Genomic DNA, 15,385 nt, shown 5'->3' on the forward strand with positions numbered 1-15,385 from the left:
ATCAGAATTCGATGAACCGGTCCAGCCCCGCAACGATGACGCCCAGGGAGCGGCCATGCTGGTCCGCTTCTTGCTTCGTGGCGCCTGGAATTCCCAGACATTTTCAAGTTCTCGCCGACGGATTTTTGATGCGTTGCCTGGTCGTGGCCGACCTGCACTATTCGCTGCCCCAGCTCGACTGGCTGGTCAGCGCGGCGCCGCAGTTCGACCTCGTGATCTTCGCGGGCGACGCGCTCGACATCGGCTCGATCGTGGACTTCCGCGCCCAGATCGTGGTGGTGAAGAAATACCTCGCGCTGCTTGCCGCGCAGACCCGCGTGATCCTCTGCTCCGGCAACCACGACCTCGACGAGCGCAACACCGAAGGCGAGAAGATCGCGCGCTGGATTTCGGAGGTGCGCGAGCTGGGCATCGCCTGCGACGGCGACAGCCTCGGCATCGGCGACACAATGTTCACGGTGTGCCCGTGGTGGGACGGGCCTCTGGTGCAGCAGCGCATCGTCGAGCAGCTGCGCGATGCCGCCGCTGGCCGGTTGCGGCGCTGGATCTGGGCGCACCATGCGCCGCCGGCGGATTCACCGACGAGCTGGGGCGGCAAGCGCTTTTTCGGCGACGTCGAGCTGGTGCAATGGATCACGCAATACCAGCCGTCGATGGTGATCTCGGGCCATGTGCACCAGTCGCCGTTCATCACCGGCGGCTCGTGGTTCGACCGTCTGGGCCAGACCTGGGTCTTCAACACCGGCCTGCAACCGGGCCGGCCGCCGGCCTACATCGTCCTCGACCTCGACGAGGACAAGGCGTTCTGGCTGGCGGCCGGTGAGGCCCAGTGGATCGACATGAATGCGCCGCTGAAGCGCCCCGCCGCCCCCATCGAGGCGCCGCCCGACTGGCTCACATTCTTGGATCGGATTTCCGATCCGAGCCTGGCGAGACCTCAAGCGGCGGCAGGTTGATCATGCTCTGGAGCACCTCGCCGACCATGGCCAGATGCGTGCCGTGGCCGGCATATTGCCGCTTGAGATCGGCAAGATAGGTGTTGGCGACATTGAGCCGCTGCGCCAGCATTTTCGCGATCAGCAGGGCCACACCCGGCTCCTTCTCGAGGAACGAGGCGGCGTCCTCGAACTCATAGACGGTCGCGTCCGAGCAGGCCCGCACGGTGGCGGTGTGCGGCTGACCCAGCAGCACGGACATCTCGCCGAGCACGGCGCCGGGTTCGGTGACGGTGGCCACCACCATCTCGCCCTTGAGTACCTCGAGCTTGCCTTGCATCAGCACGTAGAGGTGGCCGCTGGTGCCACCCTCGTTGACGATCAGCGTGCCGGCGGCGACCTGCCGCTCCGTTCCGCCGGTGCAATAATCCAGGACTGCGCGCATCGCAGAAGCTCCCGTCGCTGCGGACCCTATCGCCCCAGACCAGAGCATGATCCGTGCCACACGACAAATCAACGCGTCTATGACGGGCGCGGCAGCATTTGGCGAGGTGGACCGCGCCAGTCTCCAGGGCCTCCCAAAAATCGCCTCCTTCGCCAGGCCGCGCTTGTCCCGAGGCCGCGCACCGGCCGCGTGGTCGGTGCTGCCAACCTGGCGGCTGAAAACGAACAGCGCGTTTTCGCGTGCCGTGCGTCACACCCGCGAGAGCGAAGGCACCTCCTCCGGCACGATCGCCCGAAGGCCGCCGAAGCGGCGCTCGCGGCCGTGGAACGCGGCAAGCGCCTCGGCAAGATCGCCCGCGTTGAACTCGGGCCACATCCGCTCGGTGAAGTGCAGCTCGGCATAGGCGCCCTCCCAGAGCAGGAAGTCCGACAGCCGCTTCTCGCCCGAGGTGCGGATGATGAGATCGACGTCGCGAAGGCCAGCCTCGCCGGTGACGAGCTGCGAGAACGCTTCGCGGGTGAGGCTGGTGAGCGCGGCCGCTTTGGCCGCCGCATTGAGGATCGCATCGCGAGCCGAGTAATCCACGGCGATGCGCAGATGCAGCGTGCTTCCGCGGGCGGTCGCCTCTTCGGCGCGCGTGATCGCGGTGGCGATGCCGTCGGGCAGCCGGTCGCGGCGGCCGATCACGGTGAGACGCACGCCATTCCTGACGAGGCTCTGCACCTCGTTGCCGAGATAGAAGCGCAGCAAGCTCATCAGCGCCGCGACCTCGGCCCTCGGCCTCCGCCAATTGTCGGCCGAGAAGGCGTAAAGCGTCAGCGTGCCGATGCCCTGCTTGGGCGCGGCCTCGACGATCCGGCGGATGGTCTCGACGCCGGCCTCGTGGCCGCGCACGCGCGACAGGCCGCGCCGCGTCGCCCATCTGCCGTTGCCGTCCATGATGATGCCGACATGAAGCTTCTCGTTGCGCGACGTGGCTTCGCTCTGCATTGCAAAGTCTCCGGTCAATGAGGGGGAGAATCAGGTCGAGGCGATACCGAGGCGGCCGAGCGGCGGCGCCTCGCGGCCGGCGGCTTTCGCCGCGTCGCGCACCAGCCGCTCGAGCACGGCGAGGTAGTCGAGGAAACGGCGGCGGCCGGCCCTGGTCAGGCGGCAGGTCGTGTGCGGGCGGTTGCCCTCGTAGCCCTTGGTCACCTCGACGAGGCCGGCCTCCTGGAGCACGGCAAGATGCCGGCTGAGATTGCCGTCGGTGAGGCCGCAGAGCTGCTTGAGATCGCCGAATGCCAGCCCCTTGGGATGCGCCATAAGCGAGGTCAGAAGCCCGAGCCTCGCCTTCTCGTGGATCACGCGGTCGAGTCCTTCGTAAGAGAAGGGCGCGCTGTCAATCTTCGACATCGTTGTCTCCGGACGCGAAATGCAGAATGGCCGCCATCACCGATTGCCCGATCACGAAGGGCAGTCCCATGGTCCATGGCGACAGCGTGTGGGTTCGGCTCGCCAGCACCACCACTGCGAAGCCGGACACGAAATACCAGGCGCCGGCGAGCGCAACGGTGCGCGGCAGTGAGCGGACCGAGGCAAAGATGCCGAGCGACACCAGGATCTGCCATAGGCCCGGGAGCAGCCACAGTGTCTCGCTCGCGAACTTCCACATCACCACCGCGAGCAGCACGCCGGCAACGCCTGCCGGCAGGAACTGCTCGACTGCCTGGTGGATCATGGCATCCGCCAGGCCCGAATGGTGACGGCGCGAACGCGCCCGCATCTCGATGCCGATCATCAACCCCGAGAGCACGGCGGCACTGAACCAGCCGATGAAGAATCCGAGCGGCTCGCCGGTGGGGTCGTCCAGCAACCAGAACTGCAGGACCGCAGTGATGAGCGCGACGGCGCCGGTCGCCACCATCGTCGCCGGGCCGTAGCCGCGGAAGGCGGTGCCCGCCGCGATCTGGCTGCGGATCGCCACGATGTCGGCCAGTGCCTTGTCGAGATCGCGCATCGGCACGCCAAAACCTCGTTCCACCCGAACATGACGAGGCAACAGCCCCGCTACTTTGTACCGCAAAGCATACGGCACTGCAAAGTATATGCAAGCTCCAATCGTCGCGGCCAGCCGGACGAGAGCGAACAACTTACGGTTGCGCCTCACCTACCCTCGCGGATAAGATGGATGCGAGTGCGTTTACCGGGGGCTGGGGTATGTGGTTGAGGTCGTTGGTCGTTGCGTTCGTGTTGCAAGTGAGTTTGGTCGGGGCGAACGCGGCGGGGCCGTTCGGCACCGTCAATGTCGGCAACTGGGCCGGCGGCGCCTTCAGCAATGACGAGACGGGCGCGTTCTCCCATTGCGCGGCGACCGCACCTTACGCCAACGGCGTGAGTCTCTTCGTCGCGCAGAATGCGGCCGGCTCCTGGCTGCTGAGCTTTGCCAGCCCCAGCTTTCGCTTCAACAAGGGCGATACCGCTCCCATCGACTTCATTTTCGACGGCCAGGAGCAGGCCAGGTTGTTTGCGACCGCCGGCACCACCAATATGGTGACGACCATCCTGCCCCCCAACGTCGCTCGCGCCTTCCAGAAGGCAAGCCTGATGGTGGTGACGACCAACGGCAGCAAGCCACTCCAATTTGTGCTGACGTCGACGGCGCCCCTGATCGCGGCGCTGGCGAACTGCGTCACGCGGGTGAAGGCAGACGGGCTCAGCAAGGCCGGCGATTTCACCAAGGGTGCGGCCAAGCCGGCGGCGACGGCGGAGAAACAGGCGGCAGCGCCGGCCGGCGGCAAACCTGCCCGAGCCAGGAGCGGCACCGGTTTCGTCGTCAGCACGGGCGGGCACATCGTCACCAATCACCATGTGATCGACGGCTGCGTCGGCGACATCAAGGGCAATCTCACCGGCGAAGCCGCAATGGTGCTGCGCGTCGTCTCGAGCGATGCCAACAACGATCTCGCTTTGTTGCAGGCGCCGTCGACCACGACATTCAAGGACTTTGCCCGGATCCGCGACCGCTCGATCCGCTCCGGCGATTCCGTGGTCGCGATCGGCTTTCCCTATCACGGAATCCTGACCTCGGACTTCACCGTGACGACGGGGATCGTGAGCTCGCTCAGCGGCATGCGCAACGACTCGCGCTTCCTGCAGATCAGTGCTCCCGTGCAGCCCGGCAATAGCGGCGGGCCGCTGTTCGATAACACAGGCCAGGTCGTGGGCGTGGTCACCGCAAAGATCCCGGCATTGCGCATCGCCGTAGCGACCGGCAATATTCCCGAGAACATCAACTTCGCCATCAAGACCGGCGTGCTGCGCGACTTTCTCGACAATTCCGTGGTGCCCTATCAGACCGCCGAACCGAAGAGCGAGCTCAAGACCACCGACATCGCCACCAACGCCCGGCCCTACACGATGCTGATCTCGTGCAATGCGACGGAGCAGGCCGAGGCGAAGCGGTAGCATGAGCCACGGTTAGCTCCGCTGCCATTCCGCGCGAAAGCGGAATCCATTGCTCGCGCGAGACGATCTAATGGTGCTGCATGGCGTTCTCCCTGGCGTCAGGCGACGAAGGCGTCGAGCTTGTCGAGGAACGAGCTCCAGCCGCGCCGGTGGTTGTCGCGCGCGGCCTCGTCGAAGAACTGGGCGTGATGGAAGACCATCAGGGTGCCGGCACCGTCCGGCTTCAGCGAGATCGTCACCAGCGACTCGCGTTCCGGCGTCGAGTGCCAGGTCCAGGTGAAGACGAGAAGCTCGTTCGGCACCACCTCGCGATAGAGGCCGCCGGCCTCGAAATATTCGCCGTCGTCGCGGGTGAAGCTGATGCGGTAGCGCCCGCCGACGCGAACGTCGAGCTCGGCCTGAAGCGTCGCCGGCTTCATGTTCGGCGGCCCGAACCATTGCGCTAACTGCGCGGCTTGCGTCCAGGCGGCGTAGATCTTTTCGGGCGGCGCGCGGAGCTGGCGCGTGAGCGTGAGGCTTGGACGTTCTGCCGGGCGTTCGGCGGCGTTGGCGGCGGCGGCCATTTCTCATCCTCCACGAAGGCGGCGAGGCGATCGAAATTGTGGGACCAGAACTGTGCATAGCGATTGAGCCAGTTCATCGCCTGCTCCATCGGCTGCGCGGTAAGCCGGCAGGCGACCGTGCGTCCGGTCTTCTCCCGCATGATCAGGCCGGCATCCGTGAGCACGTCGAGATGCTTCATGATCGCCGGCAGCGAGACCGGAAACGGCGCGGCCAGCTCGCTCACCGTCAGGCCGTCCTGCTCGCCGAGACGCGCCAGCAGGGCACGCCGCGTCGGGTCCGATAGCGCCGCAAAGGTCCGGTCCAGCGTCTCGTCCCTATACTTAACCATGTGGTTTAGTATAGACGCGAGCGGAAAGGCGTCAAGCAGGAACCCGTTCGCACGGGTCCGCACGACTGCGTGATCAGGCGAGCGTAGCGCGATCAGTACGGAGTGACAGGCCGCATGCGCCGGTGCGGCCGCGGTTGAGGGACCTGTTGCTGGCCGTAGGCAAAGCGAGGATTGCGGTCGCAGAACAGCAAGCGGCCGGAGACGCTGGCCTGGCATTGCTCATAGGTGCTGTAGGCGCATTCGCCGGGATAATCGTACTCGCCGCCCTGCGCGCACCAGGGATAGTCGCGCGCTGTGGCGGGGGTGCTGGCGGCCAAACCGACGAGAACCATCGTGGCCAGCGCCGGCAGCGCCAATTGCATCATGCGCATGATTCGAATTCCTCTCTTGGTGACGCGAGATACGGCCCCACATACCATCAGGTTTCGTTGCGCCCCTTTATTCCAGATCAACGGAATCGTGCGCGCAAGAAAAAAGCCCTGCCGAACGGCAGGGCTCCATCTCGGTCATCACAAGATCGCTACTCGACCTTCAGGCCGGCGAACTCGACGACCTTCTTCCACTTCTCGGTCTCGGCCTTGATCTCCTCGCCGAACGCCTCCGGGGTCTGCACGCGCGGCTCGCCCCCGAGCTCGACCAGGCGCTTGGTCATGTCGGGCTCCTTCATCAGCGCGTTGACCTCGGCGTTGAGCTTGGCGATGATTTCCTTTGGCGTGTTCTTCGGCGCCCCCATGCCGAACAGCGCGCTGGCCTCGTAGTCCTTCACGGTCTCGGCGATTGCCTGCACGTCCGGCAGTTGCGGGGAGCGCTGCGCGGTGGTGACGCCGATCGCGCGCAGCGCACCGGAGCGGATGTGCTGGATGATCGAGGGCATGTTGTCGAAGATCACCTGCACCTGGCCGCCGAGCATGTCGGTAATCGCGGGCGCAGCGCCGCGATAGGGCACGTGCTGCATCTTGCAGCCGGTCATGGCCATGAACATCTCGCCGGACAGATGCACCGAGGTGCCGTTGCCGGACGAGGCCATGTTCACCTTGCCGGGATTGGCTTTCACATATTCGATGAACTCGGCGACGTTCTTGGCCGGGACGTCCTTGTTCACGGTCATCACGTTCGGCACCCGCTGGAACGAAGCGACCGGCGCGATGTCGCGCACGAAGTTGAACTTCAGATTGGGGTAGAGGGAGGCATTGATGTAGTTGGCCGGATTGACCAGCTGCAGCGTATAGCCGTCGGGCTCGGCATTGACGACCGATTCGGTGGCGATATTGTTCCCGGCGCCCGGCTTGTTCTCGATCACGAATTGCTGGCCGAGCTTTTCCGAGAGCCGCTGGCCGATCAGTCGCGCCAGGATGTCGGTGGCCCCGCCCGGCGGATAGCCGACCACCCATTTCACCGGACGGGCCGGATAATCGGCGGCAAGGGCCCTCGACAGCGGGGTGGCTGCAAGCGGACTGGCGGCGAGCAGGCCCAGCGCGGTACGGCGAGTGATCATCTCAAGGGTTCTCCCAGTGTTGTTCTTGAAAGTCGGATAGCTTGAAAGTCGCGTCGGTTGTAACAAAGCTTGCCGCAGGCGGAAAGTGCGCGCGGCGCATCGTGACGAAAGGATGAGACATGCCGCTCAAGGTTCACGCCCTGGATCATCTCGTGATCAATGTCAGCGATGTCGCAGTCACCGCGGAGTGGTATCGCAAGATTCTCGGCATGGAAGTCAAGCTGTTCGATCCCGGCGGCGGCAAAGCGCCCCGTACTTTCCTTGAATTCGGTAACCAGAAGATCAACGTCCGGCAACGCGATGCCGACAAGGTGGAGTGGTTCACGGCCGGCCACCCGACCGCCGGCAGCGAGGATCTGTGCTTTCTCACCTCGGCCACACCGGACGAGGTGGTGGCGCATTTGCAGGCACATGGCGTCGCGATCGAGGCCGGCCCGGGCCCGAGGCAAGGCGCGCGCGGCACATTGCGTTCGGTCTATTGCCGGGACCCGGATGGCAGCTTGATCGAGATTTCGTCGTACGAGGATTGAGGCGCGCTCGCGCGCCTCAGGCTCCGTCATTGCGAGCGCAGCGAAGCAATCCAGACTGTATCCGCGGACGCGCCCTGGATTGCTTCGTCGCAAGGGCTCCTCGCAATGACGGAGGAGAGAGCGCAGCCGCTTGCCCCCCGATTTGCTTCCCGCGTCGTCCGATGGCAGGAAGACGCAATCATCAAAAAGCAGCCGCCAGCAAGATGCAGGCTGCACGGGAGGACACATGGCTATCCAGAAGACCGCCGCCGGAATCGTCGGCCCCTTCGACGGGCTCGACGTCCCCTGGCTGCTCAAAATGCGCGCCGAGGTGCGCAGCTCGCATCCGTTCCTGATCTGGGCGCCATTCGACGCGCCGGCACAGCACTGGAGCTACGGCGAATTTCACGAGCGAGTCGGCGCGCTCGCAGCAGGGCTGGCCAGGCGTGGCGTCAAGCCCGGCGAATATGTGCTCATTCACCTCGACAACTGCATCGAGGCGCTGCTGGCCTGGTTTGCCTGTGTCGAGCTCGGCGCCATCGCGGTCACCACCAACACCCGCTCGGCGCCGGCCGAGATCGAATATTTCGCCGATCATTGCGGCGCGGTCGCCGCGATCACGCAGCCGGCCTATGCGGAAGTCGTCGCGCGGAACTGCCGCAACATTCGCTGGATAGCGGTGACTTCGCATGATTCCGGCACGGCGCCCGCGCAGGCCGTCTCGCGCGGCGACCGTTTCGAAGCGCTGTTCGCCGACAGCGCCGACCGCCCGCAGCGCGCGACCGATCCGCTGGCGCCTTGCAGCGTGCAGTACACGTCCGGCACCACGTCGCGGCCGAAAGCGGTGCTGTGGACCCATGCCAACGCGCTGTGGGGCGCCAAGATCAACGCCGCGCACGAGGATCTGCATGCGAGCGACGTGCACCAGACCTATCTGCCGCTGTTCCACACCAATGCGCTGGCCTACTCCATGCTGGCGACGCTGTGGGTCGGCGGATCCTGCGTGATCCAGCCGCGCTTCTCCGCCAGCCGGTTCTGGAGCGTCGCGCGCGAGCATGGCGCGACCTGGACCTCGACCATTCCGTTCTGCATGAAGGCCCTGCTCGAGCAGGAGATCCCGAAGGACCACAAATTCCGCCTGTGGGGCACGGCGATCAACGAGCCGCCGGCCTTTGCCGCATTCGGAATCAAGATCATCGGCTGGTGGGGCATGACCGAGACCATCACCCACGGCATCGTCGGCGAGGTCGATCAGCCCAACATCCCGATGTCGATCGGCCGCGCCGCGCCCGAATATCGGATCCGCATCACCGACGACGACGGCCGGCTGACGGAAGTCGGCGGCACCGGCAATCTCTCGATCAAGGGCATCCCGGGCCTGTCGCTGTTCGCCGAATATCTGCACAACGAGAAGGCGACGCGCGAGAGCTTTGACGAGCACGGCTTCTTCCTCACCGGCGACCGCGTCGAGCGGCTTCAGAATGGCTATATCAAGTTCGGCGATCGCGCCAAGGACATGCTGAAGGTCGGCGGCGAGAACGTCGCGGCCTCCGAGATCGAGCAGGTGATCGCGCTGGTTCCCGGCGTGCGCGAGGCGGCGGTGGTGGCGAAGACGCACCCGATGCTTGACGAGGTGCCGGTCGTCTTCATCATCCCGCAAGGCGGCGTCACGGGCGCTGCGCCCGACCTGCATGACAGAGTCATGGCGGCCTGCCGAAGGGGCCTCGCCGACTTCAAGGTGCCGCGCGAGATAAGATTCGTCGACGACATGCCGCGCTCGACGCTGGAGAAGGTGGCGAAGGCGGAGCTCAGGAAGATGGTAGGGTGACCAGAGTCGTTCCGGGGCGATGCGCAGCATCGAACGCTGGTGCGCGCCGCGCGCGCCCCGGAATGGCGGACTGGATTGTCAGAACGATCCCAGCGCCACCGGCCGGAACGCCTGCAGCAGCTGCTGGTCGAGCTTGCCGCCCATGCCTTCCATCATCGTGAAGGCGCGGGAGTGGGTGAAGGGCATGCGGTAGGCGCGCTTCTCCACCAGGGCGGCGTAGATGTCGACGATTGTCGTCAGCCGCACGATGTCGCTGATCTGGTTCGACGACAGGCCGTTCGGATAGCCGGAGCCGTCGAGGAATTCGTGGTGATGCAGCACCACGTCCAGCATCTCCGGGGGGAAGCCGCCTTGCGCGGCGAGCGCTTCATAGCCGCGGCGTGGATGCTGGCGGACCTCGGCCATCTCCTCGTCGGTGAGCTTGCCGGGCTTGTCGAGCAGCCAGGCGGGAACGAAGGCCTTGCCGACGTCGTGCAGCAGCGCGGCGCGGGTCAGGCGGCGCTGGTCGTCATCGCGCATGCCGAGATGCTGGGCGAAGGCGACGGCGAAGCCGGTGACGAACAGGCAATGGCGATAGCTGCCGACATGGTGGCAGCCGACCGTGGTCAGCCATTCGCGCAGCGAGGAATGCTTGATCGCCTTCAGGATCTTGCTCTCGGCCGCAATGATGTCGTCGAAGTTCAGGGGCACGCCGAGCGGCAGCTTCTCGAACATCCTGGTCAGCACCGCATGCGCCGCCTCGACGCCGCGGTTGAGCGTCTTGCCGCGATCGGTCGCGTCATAGGCCGCAGTGTCCGGGAAGGCGGCGCGGATGCGCTGCAAGATGGCCTCGGCCTGAAGCGGGCGTGAGATGGTATCGGTGGCCCCTAACGCCCAGGCCTGCATGGTGCCGTGATGCAGGGCGTCTGCGAGCACGAACAGCCGCGGCATCGAACGGTAGGCATCGCCGCGCAGCTTGTCGCGGACCCGCTGCACGCTTTCGGGCGAGCGCAGGTTGATGTCGACCACGAGGCCGGAAAGATCGCGCGCCGGTTGGGCGGGGATGGCCTCTGTCGTCACCGTCGAGACGTCGCCGACCGCCTTCAAGATGCTGGCGAGCTCGCTGCTCTCGTCGCTGCGATCGGAGGCGAGCAGAAGCCGGCGTTTGGCGGCGGGTTTGGCTGCGGCGTTCATGACTTCCCCAAAGCACGGGACTGGATTTGGAGACAACCTAAGCCGCATCAGGTTCTCCGGCCCTTAAGAGGCGTGCTCAATGGAGCCTTGGGGAATTGGTTGCAATTTTAGGGGATTCGGGTTCCGCGGCCAGGAACTTCAAAAAGTGAAAACAACCCCATGCACAGTAGAAAGGGCGTTGATGGATAAGGGGAATTTCCTCCGTCATGGCCCGGCTTGTCAGGCCATCCACGGCCTTGGCCCGGAGCACGGAGAACGTGGACGCCCGGGACAAGCCCGGGCATGAACGGGCGCATGTGAAGATGCGGGGCCTCCTCGAAACAAATCCGCCGGAGGTTGGCCCTCCGGCGGATCAACTCGTTCAGCAATCGCAGGCCGCCCTACGCCTTCATGCTCGCCTTCACGGCCTCCGCCGTGATCGGCAGGGCGCGGACACGGGCGCCACTGGCCTTGAAGATGGCGTTGCCGATGGCGGGCGCCACCACGGTCACGGCGGGCTCGCCGACGCCGGTGGCCTTCTCGCCATTGGCGATCACGGCGACCGCGATCTCGGGCGTCTGGCTCATGCGCAAGGGCGTGTAGCTGTCGAAATTGGTCTGCTCGATGCCACCGTCCTTGAGCGTCGCCTTCTCGTACATCGCCAGCGACAGGCCCCACAGCGCCGCGCCCTCGACCTGGGCGCGGATATTGTCGGGATGCACCTGCGTGCCGACGTCGGTTGCGACCGTGAGCTTCTTCACGGTCACGGCCCCCGACGGCGCGACGGCGACGTGAGCCACGCACGCCGTCCAGCTTGCGCTCGCGCGTTCCTGCGACGACACGCAGGCGACGCCCATGCCCTCGCCTGTCGGCAATTGCCGGGTGCCATAGCCCGACAATCCCATCGCGGCGAGCAGCGTGTTGCGCAGCCGCTGCGCGCCGCCGTCGTTCTTGCCGGCGCCGTCGAGCAGCGAGATGCGGAACTGCGCCGGATCCTTGCCGGTCGCAGCAGCAATCTCGTCGATCATGCTTTCCACCGCCCAGAAGGTCCAGCCCGGCGCCACCGAGCGAAGCTGGCCGGACGGCGTGGCATTGTGCGCGAGCTCGTTCTTGATCGCGCGCACATAATGGTTGGGCACGGTGTAGAAGAAGTCCGCTCCATTGACCGTGAAGGAATCGAGCGGGCCCTTCTTGTCGACCGAGGGCGTCAGGAAATCGGGGATTCCCCAGCGCGCGGTCGGCCAGGCCGAGACCACGTCGTGGCTGATCGCAATCAGCTTGCCGTCACCGTCCACGCCGGCCTTCACTTTCTGGTAGGTGAGCGGGCGCGAGAAATCCATCGTCATGTCGTTCTCGCGCGAGTAGATCACTTTGACGCGGCTTTCCGACCGCCTTCGCCGCCTGCACCGCCGGAATCATCATGTCTGCATCGAGACGCCGGCCGAAGCCGCCGCCTAGCCAATGCTGGTGCATCACCACGAACTTCGGATCGATCCCGGCTGCGCCTGCGGCGATCGCCCCGGAGCGCGTCGCAAACTGGTTGCCGGAATAGATGTGCAGGATGTCGCCCTTGAACTCCGCGGTGGCGTTCATCGGCTCCAGCGGCGCGTGGATGTTGATGCTGGTGGTGTATTCGGCCTCGACCACCTTGGCCGCCGAGCCGAAGGCAGCAACGGGATCGCCGTCCTTGACGAAGAACTGGCCGGAATCCTCCAGCTTCTGGAGCCGCTTGGCTTCATCGAGCAGCGACTGGCTCGACAGCTTCGCGTTCGGACCGCCGTCATAGGCGATCTTCAGCGCCTGCGCCGCCTTCCTGGCGTTGGCGTAGGTGCTGGCGACGGCGACGACCCAGCCCGACGTCGTGCCGGTCTTGTCGTCGAGCGTGACGGCCTTGATGAAGCCCGGCACCTTCTTCGCCGCGCTGTCGTCGACCGATTTCACCGTCGCGCCGAAGCGCACCGGCGGCGTGACCACCGCACCATAGGCCATGCCCGGCAGCATCACGTCGATGCCATACTTGGCCGTGCCGTTGGTCTTGGAGGGGATGTCGAGCTGCGGCACCGAGACCCCGATCATGGTGTATTGGTCCGGCGTCTTCAGCTTGATGGCCTTCAGCTCGTCCGGCGTGAAGGTTTTGGTCGCCTTGCCGCTCTTGACGATCTCGGCGAATGACATCTGCTTCTTCGACTTCGGATGCACGATCATGGAATCGCGCACCACGAGCTCCGACGCCGGCACGCCCATTGCGGCGGCCGCACCTTCCGTTAGCGCCATGCGGCCGGCGGCGCCCGCGCGGCTCATGGCGTCAAAGTTCATCATGGTCGACCAGCTGCCGCCGGTGATCTGGGCGCCCAGGACGGGATCGTTGAACTTGGGGTCGTTGGAGGCGAGCGATACGCGCATGTCGCTCCATTTCGCGCCCAGTTCCTCGCAGACGAGCTGCGCCATGGTGGAGGCCACGTGCTGGCCCATATCGGCCTTGCCGCAGGTCACGGTGACGAGACCATCCGGCGAGATCGCATACCAGACGCTCGGCTCGAAATTGGCGGGCGCCGCGGCAGCGGCAGCATCGATGCCGGGCACGCCGGCATAGCCGAGCACGAGACCGATCGCGGCGGTGCCGACCAGGAACGAGCGGCGGCTGAGATCGGTCGTCGCGGGGACGACGTTCTTGACGTGCTCCTTCATGTGGGCCTCCGCTCGCTGGAGGTGGTGGACGCGGTGCGCATTTCGGACGCGGCGCGCATGATCGCCTTCTGGATCCGCGAATAGGTCATGCAGCGGCAGAGATTGCCGTCCATATGCGCGACCACTTCTTCCTTGGTCGGATTGGGATTCCTCGCAAGCAGCGAGGCGGCCTGCATGATCTGCCCCGACTGGCAGTAGCCGCATTGCGGCACCTGCTCGGCGATCCACGCCTTCTGCAGGGGATGATCGCCCTTGGCGGAGAGGCCTTCGATGGTGGTGATCTTCTTGCCGGCGACGTCGCCGACCATGGTCTGGCACGAGCGCACGGCTTCGCCGTTGACGTGCACCGTGCAGGCACCGCACAGCCCGGCACCGCATCCGAACTTGGTGCCGGTCATCTGCAATTGCTCGCGGATCGCCCAGAGGAGCGGCGTGTCGTTCGCCGCATCCACGGACAGACTCCGCCCGTTGATGGTGAGTGTTGGCATAGGCGTCTTCCCCTGCCGGTGCATGAAGCCGCTTACGGCGGCAACTTGAATGGCGGACGCCCACCGGGCTGGCGTCAGCCTTGCGTCGAGAATGATCGGGTTCAGGCGCGGAGGCAAATGCAATTTGGAAGCAGTCGAACAAACGACCTCCGCGCCGCCCGTTGTGCGCCGCGCCAAGGGCGGCGACGCAGCCACTGGACACAACAGCGCGTGCATCCGGCATGCGTGCCATCGCATTCAGGCAGTTTCTTCGAGGTAACTTGGCAAAGTAGAATGGGGCCAACCGCGACCCTTACCCTCAGCTGGAGGGGGAAGCACTGAAGTCGCGACTGCAACAAAAACGAAAGGGCGGAAGCAATGCCTGAGATCGATCGGGACGGCGTCAACATCTACTACGAGGTTCATGGCGAAGGTCTGCCATTGCTGCTCACGCACGGCTATTCCTCGACCTCGGCGATGTGGCATGGGCAAGTCGACGCGCTCGCGAAGGATCACAAGCTGATCGTGTGGGACATGCGCGGCCACGGCCAGTCCGACTATCCCGATGATCCCAACGCCTACAGCGAAGCGCTGACTGTCGGCGACATGGCGGCGATCCTCGATGCGGTCGGCGCCAAGCGCGCCATCATCGGTGGTCTCTCGCTCGGCGGCTACATGTCGCTGGCGTTCTACCGCGCGCATCCGGAGCGGACCCGCGCGCTGCTGATCATCGACACCGGCCCTGGCTTCAAGAAGGACGACGCGCGCGAGGCGTGGAACGCGCGGGCGCTTGCCACCGCCGACAGGCTCGATCGCGAAGGCCTCGGCGTGCTGAAATCGGCCACGCGCGAGCGCGCCACCGCCAGCCATCGCAACGCCAGAGGGCTGGCGCTTGCCGCGCGCGGCATGCTGACCCAGCGCGATGCGCGCGTGATCGAGCTATTGCCCGACATCAAGGTGCCCAGCCTGATTGTGGTCGGCGCCGACGACACGCCTTTCCTCGCCGCGTCCGACTACATGGCAGCAAAGATCCCCGGCGCACAAAAGGTCGTGATCCCCGCCGCCGGACACGCCGTCAACATCGATCAGCCCAAGGCTTTTGTTGACGCGGTCGGGCCTTTCCTGAAGAACTTGCCGGCACAGGTCGATCAAGCAAGGACGTAGGCGATGAAGCTGATGATGCTGGCCGCGGGCGCGATGCTGCTGTCGATATCTGCGCAGGCCGAACCGTTCGGCACCGTGCCGCCGCGCCAGCCCTTCGTCGCGACCTTGTCGAACAACACGCCGCTCGCCTTCGGGATGGATGCGGAGCAGACCGCGCGCGCCCTCGGCCAGCCGCTGCGATATGTCCGGGGACGTCCGGGCAACGAGATCTATCTGGCTTTGCGCAACATCGGCGGCAGCGGACTGATCCCCTACCGTCACCGCCTGTTCCTGCAATTCCGTCACGGGCGGCTGGCAGGATGGAAGGAGGATTACGGCGAGAACTGGATGTGGGAGTGAGGTGTTACCCCTCATCCTGAGGAG

16 protein-coding genes and 1 pseudogene are annotated in these 15,385 nt (G+C 65.4%); 6 read left to right on the top strand and 11 right to left on the bottom strand.

Going from position 1 to position 15,385, the window contains the following annotated elements:
• Window positions 1-128 precede the first annotated feature (128 nt).
• Complete coding sequence (locus ABIG06_RS11375) at window positions 129-956, top strand: metallophosphoesterase family protein (protein ID WP_370136479.1); 828 nt, start codon at window positions 129-131, stop codon at window positions 954-956.
• Here ABIG06_RS11375 and ABIG06_RS11380 read toward each other — a convergent pair.
• The 4 genes from ABIG06_RS11380 to ABIG06_RS11395 all read right to left on the bottom strand — a co-directional run bounded on the left by ABIG06_RS11380 (window position 895) and on the right by ABIG06_RS11395 (window position 3,379).
• Window positions 895-1,380: a Crp/Fnr family transcriptional regulator gene (locus tag ABIG06_RS11380; RefSeq protein ID WP_370136481.1), complete on the bottom strand. Its 486-nt coding sequence runs from the start codon at window positions 1,378-1,380 to the stop codon at window positions 895-897. The genes ABIG06_RS11375 and ABIG06_RS11380 overlap by 62 nt on opposite strands.
• Before the next feature lie 249 nt (window positions 1,381-1,629).
• Window positions 1,630-2,370, bottom strand: a complete 741-nt coding sequence (locus tag ABIG06_RS11385) for a di-trans,poly-cis-decaprenylcistransferase (protein ID WP_370136483.1) — start codon at window positions 2,368-2,370, stop codon at window positions 1,630-1,632.
• A 30-nt stretch (window positions 2,371-2,400) separates the two neighbouring features.
• The gene (locus tag ABIG06_RS11390) at window positions 2,401-2,775 is read right to left on the bottom strand and encodes a transcriptional regulator (RefSeq protein ID WP_124160175.1); all 375 of its coding nucleotides are present in this window, start codon (window positions 2,773-2,775) and stop codon (window positions 2,401-2,403) included.
• A complete protein-coding gene (locus ABIG06_RS11395; protein WP_124160333.1) occupies window positions 2,762-3,379 on the bottom strand; it encodes a hypothetical protein in 618 nt (205 codons plus the stop codon). Before ABIG06_RS11395 ends, ABIG06_RS11390 begins: the two co-directional genes overlap by 14 nt.
• Window positions 3,380-3,579: 200 nt before the next feature.
• Here ABIG06_RS11395 and ABIG06_RS11400 point away from each other — a divergent pair, with 200 nt between their 5' ends.
• Window positions 3,580-4,827, top strand: coding sequence for a S1C family serine protease (locus ABIG06_RS11400; protein ID WP_370136485.1), 1,248 nt, complete (start codon window positions 3,580-3,582; stop codon window positions 4,825-4,827).
• Between the two features lie 98 nt (window positions 4,828-4,925).
• Here the strand turns inward: ABIG06_RS11400 and ABIG06_RS11405 are convergent, their stop codons facing one another.
• From ABIG06_RS11405 to ABIG06_RS11420, 4 genes are all read right to left on the bottom strand, one after another.
• The gene (locus tag ABIG06_RS11405) at window positions 4,926-5,303 is read right to left on the bottom strand and encodes an SRPBCC family protein (protein WP_370140824.1); all 378 of its coding nucleotides are present in this window, start codon (window positions 5,301-5,303) and stop codon (window positions 4,926-4,928) included.
• Window positions 5,270-5,719, bottom strand: a complete 450-nt coding sequence (locus ABIG06_RS11410) for an ArsR/SmtB family transcription factor (protein ID WP_245454497.1) — start codon at window positions 5,717-5,719, stop codon at window positions 5,270-5,272. The genes ABIG06_RS11405 and ABIG06_RS11410 overlap by 34 nt, the downstream gene beginning before the upstream one ends.
• Window positions 5,720-5,811: 92 nt before the next feature.
• Complete coding sequence (locus ABIG06_RS11415; protein ID WP_370136488.1) at window positions 5,812-6,090, bottom strand: DUF3551 domain-containing protein; 279 nt, start codon at window positions 6,088-6,090, stop codon at window positions 5,812-5,814.
• A gap of 149 nt (window positions 6,091-6,239) precedes the next feature.
• The gene (locus ABIG06_RS11420; RefSeq protein ID WP_370136489.1) at window positions 6,240-7,214 is read right to left on the bottom strand and encodes a Bug family tripartite tricarboxylate transporter substrate binding protein; all 975 of its coding nucleotides are present in this window, start codon (window positions 7,212-7,214) and stop codon (window positions 6,240-6,242) included.
• A gap of 119 nt (window positions 7,215-7,333) precedes the next feature.
• Here ABIG06_RS11420 and ABIG06_RS11425 point away from each other — a divergent pair, with 119 nt between their 5' ends.
• Together ABIG06_RS11425 and ABIG06_RS11430 are read left to right on the top strand one after the other, a co-directional pair.
• On the top strand, window positions 7,334-7,744 hold the full coding sequence (locus tag ABIG06_RS11425) for a VOC family protein (RefSeq protein ID WP_319332999.1): 411 nt from the start codon (window positions 7,334-7,336) through the stop codon (window positions 7,742-7,744).
• Between the two features lie 226 nt (window positions 7,745-7,970).
• Window positions 7,971-9,551 carry an AMP-binding protein gene (locus tag ABIG06_RS11430; RefSeq protein ID WP_370136491.1) on the top strand — a complete coding sequence of 527 codons (1,581 nt, stop codon included), beginning with the start codon at window positions 7,971-7,973 and terminating at the stop codon, window positions 9,549-9,551.
• Window positions 9,552-9,629: 78 nt separating this feature from the next.
• Here the strand turns inward: ABIG06_RS11430 and ABIG06_RS11435 are convergent, their stop codons facing one another.
• From ABIG06_RS11435 to ABIG06_RS11445, 3 genes and pseudogenes are all read right to left on the bottom strand, one after another.
• Window positions 9,630-10,724, bottom strand: a complete 1,095-nt coding sequence (locus tag ABIG06_RS11435; RefSeq protein ID WP_124160166.1) for an HD-GYP domain-containing protein — start codon at window positions 10,722-10,724, stop codon at window positions 9,630-9,632.
• Window positions 10,725-11,104: 380 nt separating this feature from the next.
• Window positions 11,105-13,391 (bottom strand): annotated as a pseudogene (locus tag ABIG06_RS11440) (molybdopterin cofactor-binding domain-containing protein).
• Complete coding sequence (locus tag ABIG06_RS11445; RefSeq protein WP_124160164.1) at window positions 13,388-13,879, bottom strand: (2Fe-2S)-binding protein; 492 nt, start codon at window positions 13,877-13,879, stop codon at window positions 13,388-13,390. Before ABIG06_RS11445 ends, ABIG06_RS11440 begins: the two are co-directional and overlap by 4 nt.
• Window positions 13,880-14,236: 357 nt before the next feature.
• Here ABIG06_RS11445 and ABIG06_RS11450 point away from each other — a divergent pair, with 357 nt between their 5' ends.
• Both ABIG06_RS11450 and ABIG06_RS11455 read left to right on the top strand, forming a co-directional pair.
• A complete protein-coding gene (locus ABIG06_RS11450; protein WP_124160163.1) occupies window positions 14,237-15,022 on the top strand; it encodes an alpha/beta fold hydrolase in 786 nt (261 codons plus the stop codon).
• Between the two features lie 3 nt (window positions 15,023-15,025).
• On the top strand, window positions 15,026-15,361 hold the full coding sequence (locus ABIG06_RS11455; RefSeq protein ID WP_124160162.1) for a hypothetical protein: 336 nt from the start codon (window positions 15,026-15,028) through the stop codon (window positions 15,359-15,361).
• The last annotated feature ends 24 nt before the right edge of the window (window positions 15,362-15,385 follow it).

This window comes from Bradyrhizobium sp. USDA 326 (assembly GCF_049739485.1).
In the GTDB taxonomy this organism is placed as follows: Bacteria; Pseudomonadota; Alphaproteobacteria; order Rhizobiales; family Xanthobacteraceae; genus Bradyrhizobium.